This window comes from Rahnella aceris (genome assembly GCF_011684115.1).
Lineage (GTDB): Bacteria > Pseudomonadota > Gammaproteobacteria > Enterobacterales > Enterobacteriaceae > Rahnella > Rahnella aceris.
The window spans coordinates 339,987-364,887 of record NZ_JAADJV010000001.1; the positions used below are offsets into that span (position 1 = coordinate 339,987).

Consider the following 24,901-nt stretch of genomic DNA (forward strand, 5'->3'; position numbering starts at 1 on the left):
GAAGAAAAAAACATGTTGATGGCGGCATCTGGCTCTGTATTGAAGCCTTTTTTACGTGACAGATTTTTGCATCTGTTAATCCTGCTTGGCGTCATTCTGACCCTGTTCCAGCCGGAGAAAATCAGCCGGTTCCCGCAGTTTGTGGACTGGGACACGATCGTCACTTTGCTGGGTTTGCTGATGCTGACCAAGGGCGTTGAGGTCAGCGGTTATTTTGATTTTGTTGGCCGTAAGATGATTAACGCCATCGACAATGAGCGGCGGCTGGCGCTGTTTCTGGTCACTGCGGCGGCGCTGCTGTCCACGTTTATGACCAATGACGTCGCACTGTTCATCGTGATTCCGCTGACGATCACGCTGAAGAAACTGACGTCGTTGCCGGTGACGCGGCTGATTATATTTGAAGCGCTGGCGGTGAATGCCGGTTCGCTGCTTACGCCGATCGGTAATCCGCAAAATATCCTGCTATGGAATAAATCCGGTCAGTCGTTCCTGCATTTTATCGGGCAGATGACACCGCTGGCGCTGATAACCCTGGCTGCATTATTGCTGGTGACCTGGTTTTGTTTTCCGTCGCATAGCCTGAAAAAGATTGAGAACAATCAGGGATACCCTTTCCGCAAGCGTCTGCTGGTAAGCTGCGTCGTCCTTTACGTGGTGTTTATTGCCTGTGTCGATCTGGGGCTGGCGTTGTATGGGTTGCTGGCGGTGATCCTGTGCTTTTTATTGCTGGCGCGGAATGTTCTGCTGCGTATCGACTGGCCGCTGATCCTGGTGTTTATCGTGATGTTTATCGATGTGCGTTTACTGGTCGGGTTGAATGCCCTGCAGCCTGCGTTTACCCACATTCATAGCTTGCCAGATTACGGACATTATCTGCTGAGCATCGGGCTTTCTCAGGTGATCAGCAATGTGCCTGCGACGATCCTGATGATCAACTATTTACCTTCCGGGCCGCTGCTGGCTTATGCCGTCAATGCCGGCGGTTTCGGGCTGGCGATAGGCTCACTGGCCAATCTCATCGCGTTACGCATGGCGAATGATAAAAAGATCTGGCTGCAGTTTCACTATTACTCTTTCCCGTTCCTGCTGTTCAGCGTGATCACGGGCTGGCTATTGCTGACGCTGTTTATTAAATGACAGGCACCTGCAGCGAAGCCAGACGGTTCACGGCGGCGGTGATTTCAGCGGGGGTTAATGCTGAGAACCCGAGCAGCCAGCCGTCCTGATGTTGTGTCACTACACCGGCGCTGGCGGTAAACAAAGGTGAAAGCCGTGGCGTCTCAACGCCAGCCTGTGCGGCAAGGGCGCTGAAATGCGGTTCCCGCCCGGCAGGCAGACGGGCAGCGAGCTGTAGCCCTCCGGCTGCCACCTGAGGTGTCAGCCATTCAATCTTTTGCTTAATTTGCGCCAGCAGATGATCACGGCGGCTATGGTAAAGCTGACGTGACAAGCGCAGATGTGAAGCGAAATGCCCGGCCTGCATAAATTCCGCCGTGATGGCCTGCATCAGTTGCGAAGAATGGCCGTCATTCACGGTGCGCATCATCACCATTGGCGCCACCAGCGCAGGCGGTAATACGGCATAGGCCAGCCGCAAAGACGGAAATAAAACTTTCGAGAACGTCCCCACATAAATAACCCGCTGATGTTTATCCAGCCCCTGCATGGCCGGAAGCGGTCGCCCGTCGTAATGCAGTTCGCTGTCATAATCATCTTCGATGATCCAGCTGTTGTGACGTTTCGCGTATTCGAGCAGGTGTAAACGGCGTGACAAACTCAGGCTGACACCGGTCGGGTAATGGTGTGATGGTGTCAGGTACATAAGGCGTGGCACGGGTGAATCAGCTTCCGGCGCCATTCCCTGCTCATCCACCGCAATGGCGCAAATGTCGGCTCCGGCACTGGCAAACGCGTTGCGGGCGCCCGGATATCCCGGCTGCTCAACCCAAACCCTATCCGCCGGATCAATCAGCAGCATCGCCAGCAGTTGTAATGCCTGCTGAGAACTGGTGGTGATCAGGATGTGTTCAGCGCTGCAAATGACCCCGCGTGACTGCTGAAGATAGCTGGCCAGCACCTCGCGCAACGGCAAATACCCTTGCGGGTCGCCATATCCCAGCAGACGTTCGCCCTGAGTCCGCAGTTGTCTGGCGGTAATTTGCTTCCAGATTTTCAGCGGGAAGGCGCGCAGATCAGGCGAACCGGCTGCAAAGGCGACGGGCGATTGCGGATCACGACAACCGCCGGTGGCGACAATTTTCTCTCCGCGCGCTGACAATCCCGCCAATCCCGGTGGGATGACTTTACTGTTTCGGGAGGACGGAGCGCGGGGCAGTGACTGGCTGACAAAGGTGCCTTTGCCGGTATGGCGCTGAAGATAACCCTCCGCTTCTGCCTGCGCGTAGGCGGCTTCCACGGTCACCCGTGAGAGTTTCAGATCACAGGCCAGAATGCGGGAAGAGGGCAAGCGTTCTCCGCCAGCCAGCGCGCCGGAATTGATGGCCTGCCGCAACGCAGCACACAGCCGGTCACGCAAACCTGCCGCAGCGCCTGAACCGTTGGTCGCTGTGTTTTCGAAAAGCGTAATCAGTGCAGAGGGCTGAGACAGTGCTGGCATAATGGGTCTTATCATCGGCTTGAAATTGGCATTAATCATAAGACCAAAAACAGCGATGATGGAACTGTTTTCAGCCATATCACTTAATGAGGAAGCGTTTATGCAACAAGAGTCTTATGTTTTGGGATTCGCACCACCGTCACCTGAAATCAGTGCTGCGTATTTGTTGTCGAAACTGAGTTTTTATACTGATGCCGCCGATGTCGCGGCGGATTTACAAAACGGTGTGAGCGCAATTGTGGTTATTGATACCCGTTCTGCTGAACATTATGCACGCGGCCATGTGCCGGGCGCGGTCAGTTTTCCGCATAAACTGATGACAGCAGAAAGCACCCGCGAACTTAGCAAAGACGTGGTGTACGTGACGTATTGCGACGGAATCGGCTGCAACGGTTCAACGCAGGGCGCGTATAAACTGGCGAAACTTGGATTCAGGGTAAAGGAAATGATTGGCGGGCTGGATTTCTGGATCCGCGATCAGCACCCGGTTACGCCAGGTGAAGAACGCGGACAGTATTCACGGGAACAAATGCCGCCAGATTGCGGTTGTTGATAGGGCGTTATTGCAGGATTAAAACAGCAACCACAACAGCAGTACGACCACCACGAACGCGATAAACAACAGCGGCTTGCCGCCTATCGCCTGCATGGACGGCGGCAACATCGCGATAAACGGATTCATGATCGGTTGAGGATCGGTCCGTGTCACGGTGGTGAATGTATCGTCTGTATCATCGGCGCGTGGAGAACGGTCAACCCGCTGGCTGAACAGCACACCAATCAGATCACTGACCTGAACCTGCGTCAGCGGCGTGGAAAGCGTCGCAGTGAAACGGTTTTCGGCGTATTCCGTTAGCTGATGAATTTCATGGGTGCTGGCCGGTTGCTTGAGCACGCTCAGCAATGTGGTCAGCGTTGGTGCGGTGGTCTGCTGGCTCAGTGACGCTTTCACCTGCATAAACTGGCTGAGCACCTGAAAATGCTTCGCCGGTATAGGTTCGCCCACTTTCACGCCAACCAGCGTAAACAGTTCCTGCCAGACTTTCACCGGGGCTTCGCCAGTGGCTGCACTGAGGCGGGTGACAAGCTGTTGCAGGCTGTTGTGTTCGGCAGGCAGCAACGGACGATCGGTGACCGGCGTCTGCTGGGGCTGCGGGATATTCATCTGACGGGTCTGGATCAGATCCAGCACCTGTTGCAACTGCGGATGCGTCAGCTGACTCAGCACGGTATGACCGAAATTCTGGCGGATAAAATCGCTCACCGCCTGCCGGTTATTACCCTGTGGCAGCAGCTCAGTCAGTTGCAGCATCAGCTGGCGCGAGGCATGGCTGTCCTGCGCCTGCGAGAGTTTTCCCTGCAACAGCGCTTCGGCCTGCGGGAATTGCTGCGAGGTGATTTCTGCACCGTGAGGCAACGCAAGATCGTGGCGCAAATTGGCCCAGATCTCAGCAGATTTGATTGGCGTCAGTGCCATCAGTTTGACGATCAGTTTTTCCAGCGTGGTGCGCTGTACCGGCGTTAATGGCAGCTCAGTACCTGCTTTAGCCGGAACGGTCTGACCCTGGGGTTGTGTTCTGTTGTCGCCAACCGGCATGCCCGGGCCGCTCAAAGGTTGCATATCACCGTCCTTCGCTGGAAATTTAAAACGTCGCTTAAACTCAATGATAAGTAAAAAGCACGGCGCAGAGCGCGGAAGCGCCTCATCATACCTGCAAAGTGTTTTAATCGACACAGTGAATAGCAGGCTGAGAAAGATTCTTCAGGATATTGTTTCCTAAAACAGCCGCTAAAAACGTCTGGCGGGGCACGAAAGCAGAAAGTGGAGGGAAGGCACCACCCTCTTCAGTGAGGATGGCATACGATTGAGAGAATTTATTTTTGTTCCGCGGACGCGCTACGGGTGAACAGCGGCTTTCGCAAACGCTGTGCCAGAATGACCCCGGCAAGCGTGATACCTCCGCCAATCAGATGGTAGCTGTGCAACTGTTCGTGCAGAAACAGTACGGCGATGACCGCAGTGAAAATCGGCGACAGATTCATGAAAATCGACGCTTTATTGGCACCCAAACGGATCACACCCTGGATCCACAAAAACGGCGCAATGATTGACGCCGGGATCCCGGCGAAAAGCACCAGCGGAATATTATGTGCCGTCAGGCTGACATCCTTCGCGAGCAGGAAGTTGGGCAGCAACAATAAAACGCCGAAAATGATCTGCACATACAACGACTGCCAGTTCGGCAGCGGGATCGCCCAGCGTTTGGTGAGCACGCCATACAGCGCGTAGGAGGCCGAAGCCGCAAACATCATCAGTTCGCCCGTGCCGATGCCGTGTTGCAGCAACTGCGCCGGATCCCCGGCACTGACCAGCCAGACTAAACCGCCGAGGGAAATAATACTGCCCAGCGCCACACCTACTGTCGGGACCACACTGAGCACAAACAGGCCAATCAGCACGGTCAGCAGCGGGATGAGTGAATTCAGGATACCCATAAACAGTGCGCTGACGCTGTGTGCGGCGTAGTAAGCCAGACTCTGATACAGCACCATGCCCAACAGGCCGAGGATCAGCAGTTTCCACCCGTATTGTTTCACCACCTGAAGGTTGCGCAGCATGCCGGGCAGAACGAAAGGCGTCAGCGTCAGCAATGCCAGAAGCCAGCGGTAGAACGAAATGGCGGCAGGATCAATCGCGCTGGCCGAGGCTTTGCTGACAACAGCATTCAGCGACCAGATCAGGACGGCGAGCAGGGGAAAGAGCACATTCATTGAATATTATTCCTGAGTAAATCGTCACGTCAGTGTACGGTTGTCTTATTTGTTATATATAACGATAATCAGACAACTGATCGCGTAATTCAGACAATCCTCGTGTTGCTCACAGACAAAAGGTATTTATGCCCGCGCCCCGTAGTTCTTTGCCCCGATATTACCCGCCGTTACCGGAAAAGATGCCGGTGACCCTGCTTTTTCGCGGGGAAATTGTGGAGGGAAATTCTGAGTATGTTGAGCATTCACATCCGTGGAGCCAGATTATCTGCGTGAAATCCGGCGTTCTTGCCATGCGCGTGGCCGGACAGCGTTATCTGGCCCCGCGTGAATTCGCTATCTGGGTGCCCGCAGGGGTTGAGCATTCAAGCTATAACCGTAAAACCACGCGTTTTTGCGTCATTGATATCGCGCCTGAGCTGGATACCCATCTGCCCGCCGGGCCTTGCCTGCTGACGCCGACGGCCATTTTTAACGCCATTGCTGATGACTGTTTCTCACGGAATATGACCGAGCCGCAGAGTGAAACGGATCTGCGTATGTGCCGCGTTTTATTGGATCAAATCAGTCTGGCACCCCGTCAGAACACTTATTTACCCACATCGGAAAATAAATTACTGGCCCCCGTTCTGAGCGCACTGGAGAAAAACCCGGCGGATAATACGTCGCTGGCGCAATGGGCGAAGCAGGTGTATACCACCGAACGAACATTGTCGCGGCGTTGCCAGCAGGAACTGGGGATGAGTTTTGCCCAATGGCGTCAGCGGTTGCGTTTCCTGCATTCGGTCTCATTGCTGGAGCAGGGGAAAACGGTGCAGGAAGTCGCGCTTGATCTGGGCTACAGCTCGTCTTCGGCATTTATCGCCATGTTCCAGCAGGTTTCCGGCACCACGCCGCAGCGTTTTCGTAACGACAGGTAAACCTGTGCCCTGAAAGTTGGGATCTGGCCCGGTATCGTGGCAAAATCAATGCCCTCTTTATTTTCTATTCTTTCTTTAGGCCATGCTGCCGGAGACAAACGTGAAAATCCTGGTTGATGAAAATATGCCGTATGCCGTCGAGCTTTTTAGCCGGTTGGGGAACGTGCAGGCCGTACCTGGCCGTCCTATCCCGCAAGATGCCCTGAATGATGCCGATGCGTTGATGGTGCGGTCTGTGACCAAAGTGAACGAAAGTTTGCTGGCGGGAAAACCGGTGAAATTTGTGGGTACCGCCACGGCGGGCACCGATCACGTTGATGATGCATGGCTTGCCAGCGCAGGGATTGGTTTCTCGGCCGCGCCCGGCTGTAATGCCATTGCCGTGGTGGAATATGTTTTCTCATCCTTGCTGATCCTTGCTCAGCGCGACGGTTTCCATCTGCGCGATAAAACGGTCGGGATCATTGGTGTCGGTAACGTCGGTTCACGTCTGAATACCCGCCTTGAAGCGCTGGGTGTACGCACGTTATTGTGCGATCCGCCGCGAGCCGATCGGGGTGATGCCGGTGAATTCTGGCCGCTTGAGAAGCTGGTCGCTGAAGCCGATATCCTGACGTTCCATACGCCGCTGAATATGTCCGGCCCTTATGCCACACATCATCTGGTGGATGCGGATTTACTGGCGCGTCTGCCCGCTGACCGGATCCTCATTAACGCCTGTCGTGGTGAGGTGGTGGATAACGCCGCGCTGCTCGACGCACTGAATGGCAGCAAAAAACTGACGGCTGTGCTGGATGTCTGGGAACCGGAACCTGATTTGTCGTTAGCGTTGCTGGATAAAGTTGCTATCGGCACGGCACATATCGCCGGTTACAGCCTGGAAGGGAAAGCACGCGGCACCACACAGGTGTTCGAAGCATTCAGTCAGTTTATCGGTCAGCCACAAACGGTGCCGCCGGAATCATTACTCCCTGCGCCTGAATTTGCCGAAGTGACGCTGAGTGGCGCGCTGAGCGAAGCCAAACTGCTGCGTCTTATTCACTTAGTGTATGATGTGCGCCGCGATGACCGGCCTTTGCGCCGTGTCGCCGGAAAACCGGGCGAATTCGACAAGCTGCGTAAGTTCTATGAAGAACGTCGTGAGTGGTCATCTTTACGGGTGATTTGCGACGATGCGGCGACCGCCGGTGTGTTGAAAAAACTGGGCTTTAACAGCCAGTTAGCCACTGCTTAAAACGGCCTTAAGTTTTTTCGCCGCGAGTGGTGCGATAACACGTTTGCAAACAGGGCGGTGATCATCATCGCCCCTTGTATTTTGTACTTTTATTTTCTGGAGAATACCAACATGTCTGATGGCTGGAATATTGCGCTGCTTGGCGCAACGGGCGCAGTCGGTGATGCGTTACTGGAATTATTGGCTGATCGTCAGTTCCCGGTTGGTGAGCTCTTCCCGCTGGCAAGTGAACGCAGCGCCGGTAAGACCGTGCGTTTTAACGGCAAAAGTCTTCGCGTACAACAGGCATCTGAGTTCGACTGGTCGCAGGTCCAACTGGCGTTCTTTGTTGCGGGTTCTGAGGCTTCTGCCTTGTATGCCGAAGAAGCGGCAAATCAGGGCTGTCTGGTCATCGACAGCAGCGGCCTGTTCTCTCTTGAACATGATATTCCTCTGGTGGTGCCGGGCGTGAACCCTGACGCACTGTCTCATTACCGCAACCGCAATATCGTGGCCGTGGCCGACAGCCTGACCAGCCAACTGCTGACCGCCATCAAACCACTGACCGAACAGGCCGGTTTGTCGCGTCTGCATGTCACTTCTTTGCTTTCCGTTTCTGCGCTGGGTAAAGCCGCGGTTGACGATCTGGCCGGGCAAAGCGCCCGTCTGCTGAACGGCATTCCGGCAGAAGAAGGCATTTTCAGCAAACAACTGGCGTTTAACCTGTTACCGCTGGTCAGTGATGAAGAGGGCAGTGTGCGTCAGGAACGCCGTCTGGTGGATCAGGTTCGCAAAGTGTTGCAGGACGATGGGCTGCCGATTTCTGTCAGTTGCGTGCAGTCGCCGGTGTTTTACGGTCACGCGCAGGTGGTTCATATGGAAGGTTTGCGTCCGCTGTCAGCGGAAGAAGCGCGCGCTGAACTCGAACGCATTGATGATATTAATCTGAGCGATGAAGATGATTTCCCGACGCAGGTCAGTGATGCGTCCGGTAATGCCAATCTGAGCATCGGTTGTATCCGTAATGACTACGGCATTCCTGAGTTACTGCAATTCTGGTCAGTGGCTGACAACGTCCGTTTTGGCGGCGCACTGATGGCGGTGGAAACTGCCGAGAAGCTGATTAACGAGTACTGGTACTGATTATGTCCGATGAAGTGATCGCTGACGTCAGCACCGCACCGGTTGCCGGACGTGTGGCGTTAGGCATTGAATATGACGGCAGTGCCTATTTTGGCTGGCAGCGTCAGCAGGGCGTCGCCAGCGTGCAGGAGTGTCTGGAAAAAGCACTGAGCCGTGTGGCCAATGCACCGATCGTCGTGTTTTGCGCCGGGCGTACAGACGCAGGCGTCAGCGCAACGGGGCAGGTGGTGCATTTCGACACGCCGGTGCTGCGCAAAGACGCGGCATGGACGATGGGGGTGAATACCCATTTGCCCAAAGATATCGCTGTGCGCTGGTGTGCGAATGTGGGCGAGGATTTTCATGCCCGTTTCAGCGCCACCGCCCGCCGGTATCGATACGTTATTTATAACAACCGTTACCGTTCAGCGATTTTGCATGCCGGCGTGACCCATGTTCACATGCCGCTCGACGTCGAAAAAATGCAGCTTGCCGGTCAGGCGTTGCTGGGTGAGAACGATTTCACGTCTTTTCGTGCATCACAGTGCCAGTCGCGTACGCCATGGCGTTATGTGATGCATGTGAATGTGAGCCGTCACGGCAGCTATGTGGTGGTCGATATCAAGGCTAATGCGTTTGTTCATCACATGGTGCGCAACATCGTGGGTAGCCTGGTGGAAATCGGTGCCGGTAATCAGCCTGTTGGCTGGATGGGGGAGCTACTGGCAGCGAAAGATCGCAATCTTGCGGCAGCTACGGGCAAGCCTGAAGGGTTATATCTGGTCTGCGTGGATTACCCTGAGAAATTTGCGCTGCCTCAGGTGAATATGGGACCCCTGTTCCTCGAAGATTAAGGAACGGATCAAGCGATTGTTTAAATGGGCTGTTAAACCGGAAAGAGGTGGAAAATCAAATGGGTTTTATTCACTTTGTCATTGATTTTATTTTGCATATTGATGTGCATTTAGCGGAGCTGGTTGCGCAGTATGGCATCTGGGTTTACGGCATTTTATTCCTGATTTTGTTCTGCGAAACCGGTCTGGTGGTGACACCTTTCCTGCCGGGTGACTCATTATTGTTCGTAGCAGGTGCGCTGGCGGCGTTGCCGGGCAACGACATGAACGTTCATCTGATGGCGTTCCTGATGGCGATTGCGGCGATACTCGGCGATGCGGTGAACTACACTATCGGACGGGTATTTGGTGAACGTCTGTTCAGTAATCCTGATTCAAAGATTTTCCGTCGCAGTTATTTGGACAAGACGCATAAGTTTTACGAGAAACATGGCGGCAAAACGATTATTCTTGCGCGCTTCGTGCCGATCGTCCGCACGTTTGCACCGTTTGTGGCCGGTATGGGGCATATGTCTTACCGCCATTTCGCTGCGTATAACGTGATTGGTGCACTGGTTTGGGTGCTGTTATTTACCTATGCTGGCTACCTTTTCGGCGATCTGCCGATTGTTCAGGAAAATCTGAAATTACTGATCGTGGCAATCATTGTGGTTTCCATCCTGCCGGGTGTGATTGAAATCTGGCGGCACAAACGCGCAGCGGCCAAAGAAAAGCGTCAACAGGATTAATTCCGTACGTTTTTTACGCAAGCGCTTTAAAATTTAAGGCATTAAACCTGAGGGTAGGACCAGTTTTTTATCCACAGTGTCTGGCCGTTATGGTTTAATGAGCGACAATTTATGGTCTGTTCCTGCGAACAACCCTTCTGTGGCGCGGTGTGTGAGGTTTTTTATCACCCCGTACACAGGCGATTTTGGGTAGGTTTCAGGGGACTTGTTACAGCATGAACAGCGGACTGGCTTCGGCCGGGTTCAAACAGAAAGGTTATCGATGAGCTGGATTGAACGAATTCTTAGTAAGAGCACTGACTCGCAAACCCGTAAGGCAAGTATTCCTGAGGGCGTCTGGACTAAATGTGACAGCTGCGGGCAGGTCCTTTACCGCGCCGAGCTTGAGCGCAATCTCATGGTGTGCCCTAAGTGCGACCACCATATGCGCCTTACCGCGCGTATGCGTCTGTCCACTTTCATGGACGAGGGCAGTGAGATTGAGTTAGGCAGTGAGCTTGAGCCTAAAGATGTTCTGAAGTTTAAAGATTCCAAGAAATACAAAGATCGTCTGGTTGCAGCACAAAAAGAAACCAACGAAAAAGACGCCATGGTCGTCATGAAAGGTACGCTGTTTGGCATGCCAATCGTGGTCGCATCGTTTGAATTTGCTTTCATGGGCGGTTCAATGGCGTCCGTCGTGGGGGCACGTTTTGTGCGTGCCGTTGAGCAGGCACTGGAAGATAACTGCCCGCTGGTCTGTTTCTCTGCCAGTGGCGGCGCCCGTATGCAGGAAGCGCTGATGTCGCTGATGCAGATGGCGAAAACCAGTGCAGCACTGGCGAAGTTACAGGAACGTGGCCTGCCATACATTTCTGTACTGACTGACCCTACGATGGGCGGTGTTTCTGCCAGTCTGGCAATGCTGGGTGACATTAACGTCGCGGAGCCGAAGGCGCTGATCGGTTTTGCCGGTCCACGTGTTATCGAGCAAACCGTTCGTGAAAAACTGCCGCCGGGCTTCCAGCGCAGTGAATTCCTGATCGAAAAAGGTGCGATTGATATGATCGTACGTCGTCCGGAAATGCGCGCCAAACTGGGCAGCGTTCTGGCGAAACTGACCGGGCAACCGGAGCCGAAAGTGGCTGACGTCCATGTTGCTGTCAACGGTTCTGCCGCTGACAACCAGGATGCCTGATCGAACAGGGTAAACGCCGGTCAGTTATTCGGGCGGCCACCGCGTGTTGTGCCGCCCACACTGTTTTTCTGCAAAACAGACAGCCGTGCTTTTACTCTGTTGGTGTGATCTGACAAAGAGGGCATTGCCTGCTGTCACAGTCTGGTGATGTAGTGTCGAAGTGAACCTGACAAGGTTGAACGGGACTCATGCAAAATCAACTTATTCCCCAAGCCACGTCGCCTTTGGCCACGTGGCTTTATTATCTTGAACATCTCCACTCTCAGGCTATTGAGCTTGGCCTTGACCGGGTCAAAGCGGTTGCCGCCAAACTCGACTTACTGACGCCAGCGCCGCTGGTTTTCACCGTGGCCGGAACCAATGGTAAAGGCACCACCTGCGCGACGCTGGAATCCATCCTGATGGCGGCGGGTTACCGTGTGGGCGTTTACAGCTCCCCGCATCTGGTGCGCTACACTGAACGTGTCCGTATTCAGGGGGAAGAATTAGCGGAATCTGCGCATTGCGAATCTTTTGCGGGGCTGGAGGCTGGCCGTGGCGATCTCTCGCTGACCTACTTTGAATACGGCACATTGTCGGCGTTGCAGCTGTTTAAACAGGCTAAGCTGGATGTGGTGATACTTGAAGTCGGGCTGGGCGGTCGTCTGGATGCGACTAATATTGTCGATGCCAGCGTGGCTGTCGTCACCAGTATTGCGCTGGATCATACCGACTGGCTGGGATCTGACCGCGAAAGTATTGGCCGCGAAAAAGCCGGTATTTTCCGCGCCGGTAAACCGGCCGTGGTTGGTGAGCCGGATATGCCACAATCCATTGCTGCGGTTGCGCAGGAAAAACATGCGGATTTACACCGCCGCGATGTGAACTGGTATTTTTCTGCGGATGCCGGACAGTGGCGCTGGGCAGCGCGGGAAGAAGGTAATGAGGTTAACGTGCTGGAAGGTTTACCGTTGCCGAATGTACCGCTGGCTAACGCCGCGACCGCGCTGGCTGCACTGCATTATTCAACACTGGATATCCCTGAAGCCGCGTTGCGCAGCGGTTTACAGCGCGCTGCTTTGCCGGGACGTTTCCAGACGGTGAGTGAATCGCCAAGGCTGATCCTGGATGTCGCGCATAATCCGCATGCGGCAGCGTATCTGGCCGGACGCCTGGCGGAACAGCCGCGAAAGGGTGGCAAAGTGCGTGCCGTCGTCGGAATGTTGAAAGACAAAGATATTGCCGGTACGCTGGCTTGCCTGTCGCCGCAGGTGGATGAATGGTATTGCGCGCCGCTGGAAGGCCCGCGCGGAGCCAGTGTCGAAGAACTGACCGTCCATCTGCCGCAGGCGCGCCAGTTTGATGATGTGGAGTCTGCCTGGAAACAGGCTATGCAGGAGGCGGCTCCTCAGGATATTGTGATTGTCTGCGGCTCGTTCCATACCGTAGCTCACGTAATGGATGCTATAGACACGGGGAAAACCAGTGGCAAGTAAGTTTCAAAATCGTCTGGTCGGGACGGTCATTCTGGTGGCACTGGGTGTCATCATTTTGCCTGGTTTACTCGACGGCAAGAAAAAGCATTACGAAGACGAATTTGCGTCTATTCCATTGGTGCCAAAACCGGGTGATGTTGAGGAACAGGACTCGGTGCCACCGGTCACGCAATCTTTGCCTGCTCAGCCGCCGGAAGGTGCCGATCAGATGATGAATGGTGAACAGGACGATACAAGTCCTGCCAATAACACCAACGCCGCCAATCATGGCAATGTGGCGCCGGGTAATACCACGATAGAAGCGCCGCCGGTCACCACACTGCCTGAGCAGAAAAAAACGGTGCAGCCTGCTCCTCAAAAACCCAAAGTGATCGAACCGAAACCGATGGTGGAAGCGAAGCCAACGGTGAAACCGAAGCCGGTCGAACAGCCAAAACCGGTTGAACAACCGAAGGCCGTTGCTGAACAGCCAAAACCGGTTGAACAACCGAAGGCCGTTGCTGAACAGCCAAAACCGGTTGAACAGCCGAAGGCTGCGCCGGCAGAAAAAGCGCCGACAGGGCAGTCTTATGTGGTGCAGCTTGGCGCATTGAAAAATGCCGCCAAAGCCAATGAGATTGTGGCGAATCTGCGGTTGTCTGGTTTCCGTGCTTACACAGTGCCTGCAACACCGGTACAGGGGCAGATCACGCGCCTGTACGTCGGCCCGGATGCCTCGAAGCAGAAACTCGAAGCGTCACTTCCGCAACTGCAACAGCTGAGCGGATTGGGTGGGCAGGTTCGCGCTTACTCCGCACACTGACTTTGCTCCTCCCCCTGCGAAGGGGGAGGCGGGGAGGGGGTTTAGCGGGCAACGCCAGATTCAACGTTGCCATTAATACCCCACCCCAACCCTCCCCTTCGCAGGGGAGGGAGTCGTTAAAACATAAAAAATACCACGGAGGGCACAAGCGATTTGTGCCCTTTTTCTATAAGATCCTCTGGTTGGATTTTTATAGGTTTATGCTGCGATTAAGGTTTTTTTAATCGCTATTATTAATTTGTCTGACCGGCTGATTTCCCCTACGCAAACGTTTTCTTTTTCTGTTAGAATTCGCCGCGAACTGGATGCCGGGGCAGATGTGACTGGATTAGACACTGGAATAGTTAATGGTCTGGATTGATTACGTCATTATTGCGGTTATCGGATTTTCTGCTTTAGTCAGTTTGATCCGTGGCTTTGTTCGTGAGGCTTTATCGCTGGTAACCTGGGCTTGCGCCTTTTTTGTTGCCAGCCATTATTACCCTTACCTCGCCATCTACTTCACACGTTTCGAAGATGAGTTAGTTCGAAACGGGATCGCAATTGCCATCTTGTTCATCGCGACGTTGATCGTAGGTGCAATTGTCAACTATGTGATTGGTTCACTGGTTGAAAGAACCGGGTTGTCCGGCACTGACAGGGTGTTAGGTGTGTGCTTCGGCGCACTGCGCGGGGTGTTAATTGTCTCCGCGATGCTGTTCTTCCTCGATACTTTTACCGGTTTTTCGCAAAGTGAAGACTGGAAACAATCCCAGTTGATCCCACAGTTCAGTTATATCATCAGGTGGTTCTTTGACTACCTGCAGAGCACGTCGAGTTTCTTGCCAAAACATATTTAGTTTTGGCAGCGCTGAAGAGGAAAAGACAACATGTGCGGTATTGTCGGTATCGCCGGTTTCATGCCGGTAAACCAGTCGATTTATGACGCGTTAACGGTGTTACAACACCGTGGTCAGGATGCCGCAGGCATCACCACCATCGACGCGAATAATAACTTCCGTTTACGTAAAGCGAATGGCCTGGTGAAGGATGTTTTCGAAGCCCGCCATATGCAACGCTTACAGGGCAACATGGGTATCGGCCATGTGCGCTACCCAACGGCTGGCAGTTCCAGCGCTTCAGAAGCTCAACCCTTTTACGTCAACTCTCCGTTCGGCATTACCCTTGCCCATAACGGCAACCTGACCAATGCTCACGAATTGCGCAGCAACCTGTTCGAAGGCCAGCGCCGTCATGTGAACACCACGTCCGATTCTGAGATTCTGCTCAATATCCTGGCGAGTGAACTGGATCGTTTCCAGCATTACCCGCTGGAAGCTGACAACATTTTTGCTGCGGTTGCCGCAGTGAATCTGAAAATCCGTGGTGCCTACGCGTGTGTGGCGATGATTATCGGTCATGGCATGCTGGCGTTCCGTGACCCGCACGGTATCCGTCCGCTGGTTATCGGTAAACGTACGCTGGAAGATGGCCGTAATGAGTACATGGTGGCTTCTGAGAGTGTGGCACTCGATACGCTGGGCTTTGAGTTCCTGCGCGACGTTGCGCCGGGTGAAGCGGTGTATATCACCGAAAAAGGTCAGTTGTTCACCCGTATGTGTGCCGAGAACCCGCAGTACAATCCGTGCCTGTTCGAATACGTGTATTTCGCGCGTCCGGATTCCTTCATCGATAAAATTTCCGTCTACAGCGCCCGTGTTCGTATGGGTGAAAAGCTGGGCGCGAAAATTGCCCGTGAATGGGAAGACCTGGATATTGACGTGGTGATCCCGATCCCGGAAACCTCCTGCGATATCGCGCTGGAAATCGCCCGCATCCTGGATAAACCGTACCGTCAGGGATTTGTGAAAAACCGCTATGTCGGCCGTACCTTTATCATGCCGGGCCAGCAGGAACGCCGTAAATCTGTACGCCGTAAACTGAATGCTAACCGCGCTGAATTCCGTGATAAAAACGTGTTGCTGGTGGATGACTCCATCGTGCGTGGCACCACCTCTCAACAGATTGTTGAGATGGCGCGTGAAGCCGGAGCACGACGTGTTTATCTGGCGTCTGCGGCGCCGGAAATTCGTTTCCCGAACGTGTACGGTATCGATATGCCAAGCGCGAACGAGCTGATTGCCCATGGCCGTGAAGTCAGTGAAATCAACCAGATAATTGGTGCTGATGCCTTGATCTTCCAGGATCTGAGCGACCTGATCGCCGCAGTGAAAGAAGACAATATGGATATCGAGAAATTCGAATGTTCAGTTTTCGATGGTGTTTACGTCACCAAAGACGTTGACCAGAACTATCTGGAATACCTCGAAGCCCTGCGCAATGACGACGCTCAGGCGTTGCGTGGCCAGCAGGAAGCTGAAAACCTTGAGATGCACAACGAAGGCTGATTAGCCGGTTGCTGACATCCGCATAAACGCGCCCCTCCGGTGAACACCAGGCGGGCGCGTTTTTTTATGCCTGAATTTATGTCAGTATTGGCACCACCGGGTCCGGGTTCATTTTTCTAAGGCAGTGTTCATGAAACGACTTATCGTCGGTATTTCCGGCGCCAGCGGCGCAATCTATGGTGTCAGGCTCTTGCAGGTATTGCAGAGCGTACCTGATATCGAAACACATCTGGTGATGAGCAATGCGGCCCGCCAGACGATGACACTGGAAACCGATCTCACACTACGCGACGTTCATGCGCTGGCCGATGTGGTGCATGATTCCCGCGATATCGCGGCCAGCATTTCTTCCGGTTCTTTTAAAACTGCCGGAATGGTGATTTTGCCCTGCTCGATCAAAACGCTTTCCGGCATCGTAAACAGTTACACCGACGGTTTGCTGACCCGTGCAGCCGACGTGGTGTTGAAAGAGCGCCGCCGTCTGGTGTTGTGTGTGCGTGAAACGCCGCTGCATCTCGGCCATTTACGGCTGATGACCCAGGCCGCTGAACTGGGTGCTGTCATTATGCCGCCGGTTCCGGCGTTTTATCATCGTCCGGCCTCGGTGGAAGATATCATCGATCAGACGGTAAACCGGGTGATTGATCAGTTTGATATCGAACTGCCGGAAGACTTATTTGTTCGATGGCAGGGCAGTCGTTAAACTTTCACGTCCCAATACGCACTCATTTCGCGCACTTCAGTTACATTGCACCAACAATGATCACAATTTGATTCATTGGGGTGCAGTGTTAAACCTCCCTTCAGCTATCCTTCCCTCAGACCTTTGAAAACTTTCATTATCCCGATGCTTTTTTGACCGGTTTTCACTCTCTCGCTGCGGAAAGTCGCGATGCGGAGAAACGGCACGAAAAGTGCATGAGAAAATCTGGCAAAAAGCCATTTGCATCGTTCAGCAAACTATAAAAAGACGTTCATTCACGCACACACAACCACAACAGATGAATAATCACTGAGGCTAATGTATGAAAAAGTTGTTCAAGGTTCTCCCGCTGGTTATGGTCTTAGCCAGTGCAGGTAGTGCATTTGCTGCCGTGCCTAAAGCAATTAATATCGGTACTGATCCGACTTACGCCCCATTTGAATCAAAAGACTCCAGCGGCAAGCTGGTTGGTTTTGATATCGACCTGGCCAACGAGATGTGCAAACGTGCAGCCATTAAATGCACTTACGTTGAAAGTGATTTTGATGCGCTGATCCCGTCCCTGAAAGCGAAAAAGATTGATGCGATTATTTCCTCATTATCCATCACTGAAAAACGCCAGCAGGAAATTGATTTCACAGAGAAACTTTACGCCGCTAACGCCCGTCTGATCGCGCCTAAAGGTTCTAAAGTTCTGCCTACTCTGGATGCGCTGAAAGGTAAAAATGTCGGCGTTCTGCAGGGTTCCACTCAGGAAGCTTATGCCAACGCGATGTGGCAGCCAAAAGGCATCAACGTAGTCGCTTACCAGAACCAGGATCTGATTTATGCGGATCTGGCTTCCGGTCGTCTTGACGCGGCATTCCAGGATGAAGTGGCAGGCAGCGAAGGCTTCCTGAAACAGGCTGCAGGTAAAGATTACGCGTTTGCTGGCCCGTCAGTTAAAGACGATAAATTCTTCGGCGTGGGCACCGGCATGGGTCTGCGTAAGACGGATACTGACCTGAAAGACGCACTGAATAAGGCATTTGACAGCATGCGTAAAGACGGGACTTACGACAAACTGGCGAAAAAATACTTCGACTTTGATGTTTACGGCGGCTGATACGCGTCGTGAGATGTGCCAAAGGGGGCGGTGTGCCGCTCCCTGCGGTTCTGACGCTGGCCGTCTTTTTGTCTGCGCAGGGATCCACTAAAGACAGGAAAAAACCATGCTGTATGGGTATTCCCAGGTAATTATCCAGGGCACGTTAGTGACACTGGAGCTGGCGATTTCGTCAGTCATTCTGGCGCTGGTGATAGGGTTAATCGGCGCGGGCGGGAAACTGTCAAAGAACCGGATCGTGTCTGGTTTTTTTGGTTGCTACACCACGCTTATTCGCGGCGTACCTGATCTGGTATTAATGTTATTGATTTTCTACGGGTTGCAGATTGCGCTTAACAGCGTCACCGAATCACTGGGATTGACGCAAATTGATATCGATCCGATGAGCGCCGGTATTATCACGCTGGGCTTTATCTACGGGGCTTATTTCACTGAGACGTTCCGTGGTGCGTTTATGGCGGTCCCGCGTGGACAAATCGAAGCTGCGACGGCTTTCGGGTTCAGCGGTTCACAGATTTTCCGACGAATTTTATTTCCGGCCATGATGCGCTTTGCACTGCCGGGTATTGCCAACAACTGGCAGGTTATTCTCAAAGCCACCGCGCTGGTGTCATTGCTGGGTCTGAATGATGTGGTCAAAGCCACGCAACTGGCCGGGAAAGGCACTTATCAGCCGTTCTATTTTGCGATTGTGGCGGGAGTGGTTTATCTGATTTTCACCACGCTGTCGAACGGCGTGCTGGTATGGCTTGATCGCCGTTATTCGCTGGGTGTGAAGAGGGCTGATCTATGATCGAAATTTTACAACAGTACGGTATGTCTCTGCTCTACAGCGATGGCTACCGTTTTACCGGTCTGGCGATCACCTTGTGGTTACTGATCAGCTCCGTGGTGATAGGCGGATTACTGGCGGTGCCGATGGCGGTGGGGCGCGTGTCTTCTAACAAATTCCTGCGTTATCCGATCTGGCTGTACACCTATATTTTCCGCGGAACGCCGCTGTATGTTCAGTTGCTGGTGTTTTATTCGGGGATGTACAGCCTGGAAATCGTGCGTGGTACCGACTTCCTCAATGCCTTCTTCCGCAGCGGGCTTAACTGTACGATTCTGGCGCTGACGCTCAACACCTGTGCCTACACCACCGAGATTTTTGCCGGTGCTATCCGCGCAGTACCGCACGGCGAAATCGAAGCGGCCAATGCCTACGGTTTCTCACGCTTTAAACTGTACACCTGCATTATTTTGCCGTCGGCATTACGTACGGCGCTGCCTGCTTACAGTAATGAAGTCATTCTGATGTTGCACTCCACCGCGCTGGCATTTACCGCCACGGTACCGGACGTGCTGAAAATCGCCCGCGACATCAACTCGGCGACGTATCAGCCGTTTTATGCTTTCGGGATTGCAGCAGTGATTTATCTTTGTGTTTCTTTTGTCCTGATCGGGCTGTTCCGCAAGGCGGAAAAACGCTGGCTGGCTCACGTAAAGCCCCAAGCTCATTAATAAGAATTATTTTTGCGGAATAACTTTATGCCAGAAAACAAATTAGCGGTTCTCGATCTCCACAAGCGCTATGGCGACCACGAAGTGCTGAAAGGTGTTTCGTTGTCGGCCAATGCGGGTGATGTGATCAGTATTATCGGTTCATCAGGTTCCGGAAAAAGTACCTTCCTGCGCTGCATTAACTTCCTCGAGAAACCAAGCGAAGGCTCGATCAGCGTTAATAATCAGGATATCCGCATGGTGCGCGACACCGACGGTCAGCTGAAAGTGTTTGATAAGAAGCAACTGCAACTGCTGCGTACCAAACTGACGATGGTGTTCCAGCATTTCAACCTGTGGAGCCACATGACGGTGCTGGAAAACGTCATGGAAGCGCCGGTGCAGGTGCTGGGGCTGAGCAAAGCCGAAGCACGTGAACGTGCGGTGAAATACCTCGATAAAGTGGGCATCGACGCCCGTGCACAAGGTAAATATCCGGTGAACTTGTCAGGCGGTCAGCAACAGCGTGTGTCTATTGCCCGCGCGCTGGCGATGGAACCGGAAGTGCTGCTGTTTGATGAGCCGACTTCCGCGCTGGATCCTGAACTGGTCGGCGAGGTGCTGCGTATCATGCAAAAGCTGGCGGAAGAGGGAAAAACCATGGTGGTGGTAACGCATGAGATGGAGTTTGCCCGTCATGTCTCCAGCCATGTCATCTTCCTGCATCAGGGTGTGATTGAAGAGCAGGGCGATCCTGCTGAAGTCTTTGGCAATCCGAAAAGCGCCCGTCTGCAACAGTTCCTGTCAGGTGCATTGAAGTAACAAAAACTCCCTCCCCCTTCGCAGGGGGAGGAGCAAGATAAAAAGCGAGTCGAATTAATCTTTCGCAGCCAGCAGGCACAGCTGAACGGTCAGTTCATAGGACTTCACAAACGAATTCACCGGCAGGAACTCAAACTTCGAGTGGAAATTGTGCGCGCCGGTAAAGTAGTTCGGCGTCAGTAATCCTTTGGCCGATAATGCTGCGCCGTCGGTGCCGCCACGCATCGGGATCACTTTCGGCTCCACGCCAATTTCTTTCAGGCCGGCAAAGATCAGGTCGATCGCCCGGCGATCTTCGCCGATGGCGCTGCTGATATTGCTGTAGGTATCGCTGATCTCAACTGAGACTTTTGCGGTCGGATACTGCGCGGCTATCTCTTTCGCCACATCCTGAATTTTCTGCTTACGGGCGGCAAAACTGGCGCTGTCGAAATCGCGAATAGAAGCTTTCAGTTCCGCGCCTTGCTGCGAAGCGCTCATGCCGTTGAACCAGATATAACCTTCCCGGCCTTCAGTGTTTTCAGGGGTTTCAGCGCGGTCAAAATGACTGATGAAATCCTGCGCCATCAGCAGCGGATTCACCAGCACGCCTTTGGCCGACATCGGATGCGCTGTCACGCCGGTGAAGGTAATTTCTGCCGCTGCCGCATTGAAGTTTTCATACACCACTTCGCCGAGTTCGCAGCAGTCGATGGTGTAAGCAAAATCGACATCAAAGCGGGCGAGATCCAACGCCTTGGCACCGCGCAGACCAATTTCTTCGTCAGGCACAAACGCCACCACGATATCGCCGTATTCCTGCTCAGCCGTCAGGTTTTCCAGCAATGTCATCACCACCGTCACTGCCGCTTTATTATCCGCACCCAGCACACTGGTGCCGTCGCTGAAAATAATATCCTCACCTTTGTAAGGCAAGATTTCCGGGCGTTCCGCAGGGCGCAGCCAGATATCCAGCGCCTTGTTCAGACACACATCCTCACCGGTAAAACGCAATGTCTGCGGATGAATATCCGGGCGCAGGCCGACATCCACGGTATCGATATGCGTGATAAAACCGATACGCGGCCCCCCTTTTTTGGTGCCGGATTTGACTGCCGTCACGGTGGCATATTCATCGATCTGAATATTTTCCAGACCCAGCTGATGCAGTTCTTCAGCCAGCAACCGCGCCATGTCGTGCTGGCCCGGCGTGCTGGGTAAGGTCGTCGCGCTGGCATCACTTTGTGATGTCACGGAGAGATAGCGGTAGAAGCGTTCGGTAAGCTGTGTTGCGATTGTTGTCGACATCTTAACCTCTGAATGTGCGCAAATATTGTTCCCTGTTATAAGATTTTCATATATAACAAAGTATTACTACGTGTTATCCAGATGTTAATCTGTTTTTGCTTTAGGTTCCACGATGAAGAAGATCTAAACACTCTCCGGACAGGGAAAATAGGGAAAAGAATGAAACACAACATCTTAAAAATAAGCACAGGTTTACTGGCGTTAACTATCACCAGCGGCGTTTGTGCTAAAACGCTGGTTTACTGCTCCGAAGGCTCGCCTGAGCAATTCAACCCGCAACTTTATACATCGGGCACTTCCGTGGATGCCAGCGCTGCGCCAATTTATAACCGTCTGGTGGATTTCAAAATCGGTACTACAGAACTGGTGCCGAGTCTGGCGGAAAGCTGGGAGGTCAGCGCAGACGGTAAAACCTATACCTTCCACCTGCGTAAAGGCGTGAAATTCCAGAGCAGCAAGTTGTTCAAACCCACCCGCGACTTCAACGCTGACGACGTGATCTTCTCGTTCATGCGCCAGAAAGACGAGAATAACCCTTATCATAAAATTTCCGGCGGCACTTACCTTAACTTCGACAGCTTGAAAATGGGCGATCTTATCGGCAGCATTGATAAGGTGGATGATTACACGGTGCGCTTTAACCTGACACGTCCCGAAGCGCCGTTCGTGGCCGATCTGGCGTGGTATTTTGCTTCCATCCTCTCGGCGGAATATGCCGATCAGATGCTTAAAGCCGGTACACCGGAAAAATTGGATCAGGATCCGATTGGGACCGGGCCGTTTGAGCTGGTGCAGTACCAGAAAGATACGCGTCTGCTGTACAAAGCGTTCCCGGATTACTGGCAGGGCAAATCCAAAATTGACCGTCTGGTGTATACCATTACGCCTGACGCCTCAATGCGCCTCGCCAAACTCGAGAAAAACGAATGCCAGGTGATGCCGTTCCCGAATCCGGCTGATCTGGATCGTATGCGCGCCAATAAAGACATCAACCTGATGAGCAAGGCTGGCCTGAACACGGGTTTCCTGTCGTTCAATACGCAGAAAGCGCCGCTGGATAATGTGAAAGTGCGTCAGGCGCTGACCATGGCCATTAACAAACCACAGATCATTGAAGCGGTGTTCCACGGTACGGGAACCGTCGCGAAAACGCTGCTGCCTACGGGGGTCTGGAGTTACAACGACAAACTGGTGGATTACGATTACTCACCGGAGAAAGCCAAAGCTCTTCTGGCCGAAGCCGGGATGCCGAACGGTTTTGATATCGATTTATGGGCGATGCCGGTACAGCGTCCGTATAACCCGAACGCCCGGCGTATGGCGGAAATGATCCAGGCGGACTGGGCAAAAATTGGCGTGAAAGCGCATATCGTCAGTTACGAATGGGGTGAATACCAGACCCGTATCCGTAACGGCGAACATATGGCAGCGCTGATGGGCTGGACAACGGCGAACGGTGACCCGGATAACTTCTTTGGTCCGCTGTTTACCTGTAATGCCGCGAAGGGCGGTTCGAACTCAGCGAAATGGTGTTACGCGCCGTTTGACCAGTTGATCACCGAAGCGAAAGAAACCACCGATCATGCGAAACGTGTGGCGCTTTACGAGCAGGCCCAGCAGATGATGCACGATCAGGCACCGGCGGTGATGATCGCCCACTCGACCATTTTCGAACCGGTACGCAAAGAAGTGACCGGTTATGAAGTGGACCCGTTTGGGAAACATGTGTTTTATCAGGTGGATGTGAAGGAGTAGAACCTGAGGGGGGGAAATTGAATTGTGAAAGTTTCGGTTTCTCAATAACAGTTCTCACACGAGATATTTCGCCGAAACCGAGCAGAGGGGAAAGGCTTTTCCCCTCTGCACTCCCCTCGCTTTTTCACTGCGCGCTGTCGCTGGAACGAAGGACATGTTCTGATCGTTCTGAGTGTGGCGCAAAATGTCATCGCTCCGCGATTCCCTCATTTCAGGCTTCGAGCCATAGGTCTCGAACCGTTCATTCGGTGCCATTTTTGAGCACGCCAATCAACATTTCTAAAAGATAAAACCTCTCTGTTTTTGAATTTAAGAACGTGCGGGCGATTCAGAAATCTTGCTGAACGGAGCGGCCTGAAGACCAAGGCTTCAGGACCGAGAGAAGGCACCGCGCAGCGGCAAGATTTCCAGCCTGTCGCAGTGATAGCTGAAACATAGCCAGCGAGCGAAGCGCTTGTTGAAAAAGCGAGGAGGAATCCAAAGGAGGAAAAGCACTTTCCTCCTTTGGGCGGTTTCGGTGCAGAAAGTTAAGTAATCTCAGTTATTGAGAAACCGAAACATCCCCCCGATCAGTTTTTAAAAAGCGCCAGTACCGCGCCATTGTACCTATGAGACCCCAATCTGGTTGAGCAGGGTGAAGGGCTGCAAGACCCTTCATCCCAGCAAATCCTCCAGCGTTTCCTTTAACTCCTGATGCTTAAAAATAAACCCTGCTGCTTCCAGCCGGCGCGGCACTGCCCGCTGACCACCCAGCACTAATACAGCTGATTCGCCCATCAGCAAGCGCACCACAGGCGCGGGTGCCCGCATAAACGCCGGGCGGTGCAATACTTCGCCGAGCAGGGCACTGAATTGCTCGTTGCGCGCCGGATACGGCGACACCATATTGAACGGGCCGGAAAGTGTTTCGTGTTCCAGCAAGAACAGAATCCCGTCAATAATGTCGTTGATGTGGATCCATGGCATGTATTGCTGACCATCACCGAGCGGGCCACCGAGACCGGCGCGGTAGGGCAGAACTATTTTGGCCAGCGCACCGCCTTTTTCAGCCAGTACGATGCCGGTGCGCAGCAAACAAACACGCGTCGCCGCGCTTTGTGCTGACATCGCCAGTGCTTCCCAGCGGGCACACAATTGCCAGGTAAACTGCTTGTTAGGCGGCTCATCTTCAGGCACCAGAGCCTGGCCCTGATCGCCGTAATAGCCGACCGCCGAACCGGAGATAAACACGGCAGGGGGCTTTTCACTGGCGTTAATCAGCGTTGCCAGCTTTTCTGTCAGCTTCCAGCGGCTCTCGCATAACAACGCTTTGTGTTCTTTGGTCCAGCGTTTGTCGGCAATGGGTTCACCGGCAAGGTTAATTACGGCATCGAAACCGTCGAGCGAGGTTTTTCCTTCCAGCGTTTCCCAGACGGAAACCTGCGACCCGAGTATTTTCGCCGCGCGTTCAGGGGCACGGCTCAGGGCGGTGATCTGATGAGATTGCTCAAGAAGCCGTTCGGTCAATTTTCTTCCGATGAGGCCGGTGGCGCCGGTAATCAAGATCTTCATATCGGGATCCTTAACTGTCTGAATACGCGGATGAACTGTCTTTAATCATAGATGAGTCATCGCAATTAACTCGCGATATGGAGCACAGTTAAGGGTTTTTTATTCTGAGATATTCAGAACGCCTCC

Annotated in this window: 23 protein-coding genes; 18 read left to right on the top strand and 5 right to left on the bottom strand. The window is 53.3% G+C overall.

Translation table 11 applies throughout. The features are described from left to right. The first annotated feature begins 12 nt into the window (after nucleotides 1-12). Nucleotides 13-1,140 (top strand): SLC13 family permease, encoded by a 1,128-nt coding sequence (locus GW591_RS01700; protein WP_166859999.1) that lies wholly within the window; start codon nucleotides 13-15, stop codon nucleotides 1,138-1,140. Here GW591_RS01700 and pdxR read toward each other — a convergent pair. Then, nucleotides 1,133-2,620 (bottom strand): MocR-like pyridoxine biosynthesis transcription factor PdxR, encoded by a 1,488-nt coding sequence (gene pdxR, locus GW591_RS01705; protein ID WP_225444879.1) that lies wholly within the window; start codon nucleotides 2,618-2,620, stop codon nucleotides 1,133-1,135. The genes GW591_RS01700 and pdxR overlap by 8 nt on opposite strands. A 100-nt stretch (nucleotides 2,621-2,720) precedes the next feature. Between pdxR and GW591_RS01710 the strand changes: the two genes are divergently transcribed. Then, complete coding sequence (locus GW591_RS01710) at nucleotides 2,721-3,173, top strand: rhodanese-like domain-containing protein (RefSeq protein WP_013574550.1); 453 nt, start codon at nucleotides 2,721-2,723, stop codon at nucleotides 3,171-3,173. A gap of 18 nt (nucleotides 3,174-3,191) precedes the next feature. Here the strand turns inward: GW591_RS01710 and flk are convergent, their stop codons facing one another. Together flk and GW591_RS01720 are read right to left on the bottom strand one after the other, a co-directional pair. Then, nucleotides 3,192-4,241: a flagella biosynthesis regulator Flk gene (gene flk / locus GW591_RS01715; protein WP_166860003.1), complete on the bottom strand. Its 1,050-nt coding sequence runs from the start codon at nucleotides 4,239-4,241 to the stop codon at nucleotides 3,192-3,194. A gap of 254 nt (nucleotides 4,242-4,495) precedes the next feature. Next, a complete protein-coding gene (locus GW591_RS01720) occupies nucleotides 4,496-5,392 on the bottom strand; it encodes a DMT family transporter (RefSeq protein ID WP_134705595.1) in 897 nt (298 codons plus the stop codon). Nucleotides 5,393-5,520: 128 nt separating this feature from the next. Between GW591_RS01720 and GW591_RS01725 the strand changes: the two genes are divergently transcribed. From GW591_RS01725 to hisP, 15 genes are all read left to right on the top strand, one after another. Next, nucleotides 5,521-6,312 (top strand): AraC family transcriptional regulator, encoded by a 792-nt coding sequence (locus tag GW591_RS01725; protein WP_037036224.1) that lies wholly within the window; start codon nucleotides 5,521-5,523, stop codon nucleotides 6,310-6,312. Nucleotides 6,313-6,412: 100 nt separating this feature from the next. After that, nucleotides 6,413-7,546, top strand: a complete 1,134-nt coding sequence (gene pdxB / locus GW591_RS01730) for a 4-phosphoerythronate dehydrogenase PdxB (protein WP_112151215.1) — start codon at nucleotides 6,413-6,415, stop codon at nucleotides 7,544-7,546. Between the two features lie 111 nt (nucleotides 7,547-7,657). Next, nucleotides 7,658-8,668, top strand: coding sequence for an aspartate-semialdehyde dehydrogenase (locus tag GW591_RS01735; protein WP_013574555.1), 1,011 nt, complete (start codon nucleotides 7,658-7,660; stop codon nucleotides 8,666-8,668). A 2-nt stretch (nucleotides 8,669-8,670) separates the two neighbouring features. After that, nucleotides 8,671-9,501 (top strand): tRNA pseudouridine(38-40) synthase TruA, encoded by an 831-nt coding sequence (truA, locus tag GW591_RS01740; protein ID WP_013574556.1) that lies wholly within the window; start codon nucleotides 8,671-8,673, stop codon nucleotides 9,499-9,501. Between the two features lie 59 nt (nucleotides 9,502-9,560). Continuing rightward, nucleotides 9,561-10,229: a DedA family protein gene (locus GW591_RS01745; RefSeq protein ID WP_013574557.1), complete on the top strand. Its 669-nt coding sequence runs from the start codon at nucleotides 9,561-9,563 to the stop codon at nucleotides 10,227-10,229. 262 nt (nucleotides 10,230-10,491) lie between these two features. Beyond that, nucleotides 10,492-11,406 (top strand): acetyl-CoA carboxylase, carboxyltransferase subunit beta, encoded by a 915-nt coding sequence (accD, locus tag GW591_RS01750; RefSeq protein WP_013574558.1) that lies wholly within the window; start codon nucleotides 10,492-10,494, stop codon nucleotides 11,404-11,406. 188 nt (nucleotides 11,407-11,594) lie between these two features. Then, on the top strand, nucleotides 11,595-12,881 hold the full coding sequence (folC, locus tag GW591_RS01755) for a bifunctional tetrahydrofolate synthase/dihydrofolate synthase (protein WP_166860006.1): 1,287 nt from the start codon (nucleotides 11,595-11,597) through the stop codon (nucleotides 12,879-12,881). Further along, nucleotides 12,871-13,683 carry a cell division protein DedD gene (gene dedD / locus GW591_RS01760; protein ID WP_166860008.1) on the top strand — a complete coding sequence of 271 codons (813 nt, stop codon included), beginning with the start codon at nucleotides 12,871-12,873 and terminating at the stop codon, nucleotides 13,681-13,683. The genes folC and dedD overlap by 11 nt, the downstream gene beginning before the upstream one ends. Nucleotides 13,684-14,030: 347 nt before the next feature. Then, nucleotides 14,031-14,522, top strand: a complete 492-nt coding sequence (cvpA, locus tag GW591_RS01765; protein WP_013574561.1) for a colicin V production protein — start codon at nucleotides 14,031-14,033, stop codon at nucleotides 14,520-14,522. Nucleotides 14,523-14,552: 30 nt separating this feature from the next. After that, nucleotides 14,553-16,070 (top strand): amidophosphoribosyltransferase, encoded by a 1,518-nt coding sequence (purF, locus tag GW591_RS01770; RefSeq protein ID WP_013574562.1) that lies wholly within the window; start codon nucleotides 14,553-14,555, stop codon nucleotides 16,068-16,070. Between the two features lie 130 nt (nucleotides 16,071-16,200). Then, nucleotides 16,201-16,773 carry a UbiX family flavin prenyltransferase gene (locus GW591_RS01775; protein WP_166860010.1) on the top strand — a complete coding sequence of 191 codons (573 nt, stop codon included), beginning with the start codon at nucleotides 16,201-16,203 and terminating at the stop codon, nucleotides 16,771-16,773. Nucleotides 16,774-17,095: 322 nt separating this feature from the next. Next, nucleotides 17,096-17,878: a lysine/arginine/ornithine ABC transporter substrate-binding protein ArgT gene (gene argT / locus GW591_RS01780; RefSeq protein WP_166860012.1), complete on the top strand. Its 783-nt coding sequence runs from the start codon at nucleotides 17,096-17,098 to the stop codon at nucleotides 17,876-17,878. 106 nt (nucleotides 17,879-17,984) lie between these two features. After that, nucleotides 17,985-18,671, top strand: coding sequence for a histidine ABC transporter permease HisQ (locus GW591_RS01785; protein WP_013574565.1), 687 nt, complete (start codon nucleotides 17,985-17,987; stop codon nucleotides 18,669-18,671). After that, nucleotides 18,668-19,381 (top strand): ABC transporter permease, encoded by a 714-nt coding sequence (locus GW591_RS01790; protein WP_013574566.1) that lies wholly within the window; start codon nucleotides 18,668-18,670, stop codon nucleotides 19,379-19,381. Before GW591_RS01785 ends, GW591_RS01790 begins: the two co-directional genes overlap by 4 nt. 27 nt (nucleotides 19,382-19,408) lie before the next feature. Then, complete coding sequence (gene hisP, locus GW591_RS01795) at nucleotides 19,409-20,182, top strand: histidine ABC transporter ATP-binding protein HisP (RefSeq protein ID WP_013574567.1); 774 nt, start codon at nucleotides 19,409-19,411, stop codon at nucleotides 20,180-20,182. Between the two features lie 54 nt (nucleotides 20,183-20,236). Here hisP and pepT read toward each other — a convergent pair whose 3' ends face one another. After that, a complete protein-coding gene (pepT, locus tag GW591_RS01800; RefSeq protein WP_153374931.1) occupies nucleotides 20,237-21,469 on the bottom strand; it encodes a peptidase T in 1,233 nt (410 codons plus the stop codon). Between the two features lie 159 nt (nucleotides 21,470-21,628). Here pepT and GW591_RS01805 point away from each other — a divergent pair, with 159 nt between their 5' ends. After that, nucleotides 21,629-23,224, top strand: a complete 1,596-nt coding sequence (locus tag GW591_RS01805) for an ABC transporter substrate-binding protein (protein WP_037036218.1) — start codon at nucleotides 21,629-21,631, stop codon at nucleotides 23,222-23,224. Between the two features lie 654 nt (nucleotides 23,225-23,878). Here GW591_RS01805 and GW591_RS01810 read toward each other — a convergent pair. Then, on the bottom strand, nucleotides 23,879-24,775 hold the full coding sequence (locus GW591_RS01810) for a TIGR01777 family oxidoreductase (protein WP_166860014.1): 897 nt from the start codon (nucleotides 24,773-24,775) through the stop codon (nucleotides 23,879-23,881). Between the last annotated feature and the right edge of the window lie 126 nt (nucleotides 24,776-24,901).

Coding starts and splice junctions, on each gene's coding strand:
- GW591_RS01700 (WP_166859999.1), top strand. CDS start 13: ATGTTGATGGCGGCATCTGGCTCTGTATTGAAGCCTTTTTTACGTGAC.
- pdxR (WP_225444879.1), bottom strand. CDS start 2,620: ATGCCAGCACTGTCTCAGCCCTCTGCACTGATTACGCTTTTCGAAAAC.
- GW591_RS01710 (WP_013574550.1), top strand. CDS start 2,721: ATGCAACAAGAGTCTTATGTTTTGGGATTCGCACCACCGTCACCTGAA.
- flk (WP_166860003.1), bottom strand. CDS start 4,241: ATGCAACCTTTGAGCGGCCCGGGCATGCCGGTTGGCGACAACAGAACA.
- GW591_RS01720 (WP_134705595.1), bottom strand. CDS start 5,392: ATGAATGTGCTCTTTCCCCTGCTCGCCGTCCTGATCTGGTCGCTGAAT.
- GW591_RS01725 (WP_037036224.1), top strand. CDS start 5,521: ATGCCCGCGCCCCGTAGTTCTTTGCCCCGATATTACCCGCCGTTACCG.
- GW591_RS01735 (WP_013574555.1), top strand. CDS start 7,658: ATGTCTGATGGCTGGAATATTGCGCTGCTTGGCGCAACGGGCGCAGTC.
- truA (WP_013574556.1), top strand. CDS start 8,671: ATGTCCGATGAAGTGATCGCTGACGTCAGCACCGCACCGGTTGCCGGA.
- GW591_RS01745 (WP_013574557.1), top strand. CDS start 9,561: ATGGGTTTTATTCACTTTGTCATTGATTTTATTTTGCATATTGATGTG.
- accD (WP_013574558.1), top strand. CDS start 10,492: ATGAGCTGGATTGAACGAATTCTTAGTAAGAGCACTGACTCGCAAACC.
- folC (WP_166860006.1), top strand. CDS start 11,595: ATGCAAAATCAACTTATTCCCCAAGCCACGTCGCCTTTGGCCACGTGG.
- cvpA (WP_013574561.1), top strand. CDS start 14,031: ATGGTCTGGATTGATTACGTCATTATTGCGGTTATCGGATTTTCTGCT.
- purF (WP_013574562.1), top strand. CDS start 14,553: ATGTGCGGTATTGTCGGTATCGCCGGTTTCATGCCGGTAAACCAGTCG.
- GW591_RS01775 (WP_166860010.1), top strand. CDS start 16,201: ATGAAACGACTTATCGTCGGTATTTCCGGCGCCAGCGGCGCAATCTAT.
- argT (WP_166860012.1), top strand. CDS start 17,096: ATGAAAAAGTTGTTCAAGGTTCTCCCGCTGGTTATGGTCTTAGCCAGT.
- GW591_RS01785 (WP_013574565.1), top strand. CDS start 17,985: ATGCTGTATGGGTATTCCCAGGTAATTATCCAGGGCACGTTAGTGACA.
- GW591_RS01790 (WP_013574566.1), top strand. CDS start 18,668: ATGATCGAAATTTTACAACAGTACGGTATGTCTCTGCTCTACAGCGAT.
- hisP (WP_013574567.1), top strand. CDS start 19,409: ATGCCAGAAAACAAATTAGCGGTTCTCGATCTCCACAAGCGCTATGGC.
- pepT (WP_153374931.1), bottom strand. CDS start 21,469: ATGTCGACAACAATCGCAACACAGCTTACCGAACGCTTCTACCGCTAT.
- GW591_RS01805 (WP_037036218.1), top strand. CDS start 21,629: ATGAAACACAACATCTTAAAAATAAGCACAGGTTTACTGGCGTTAACT.
- GW591_RS01810 (WP_166860014.1), bottom strand. CDS start 24,775: ATGAAGATCTTGATTACCGGCGCCACCGGCCTCATCGGAAGAAAATTG.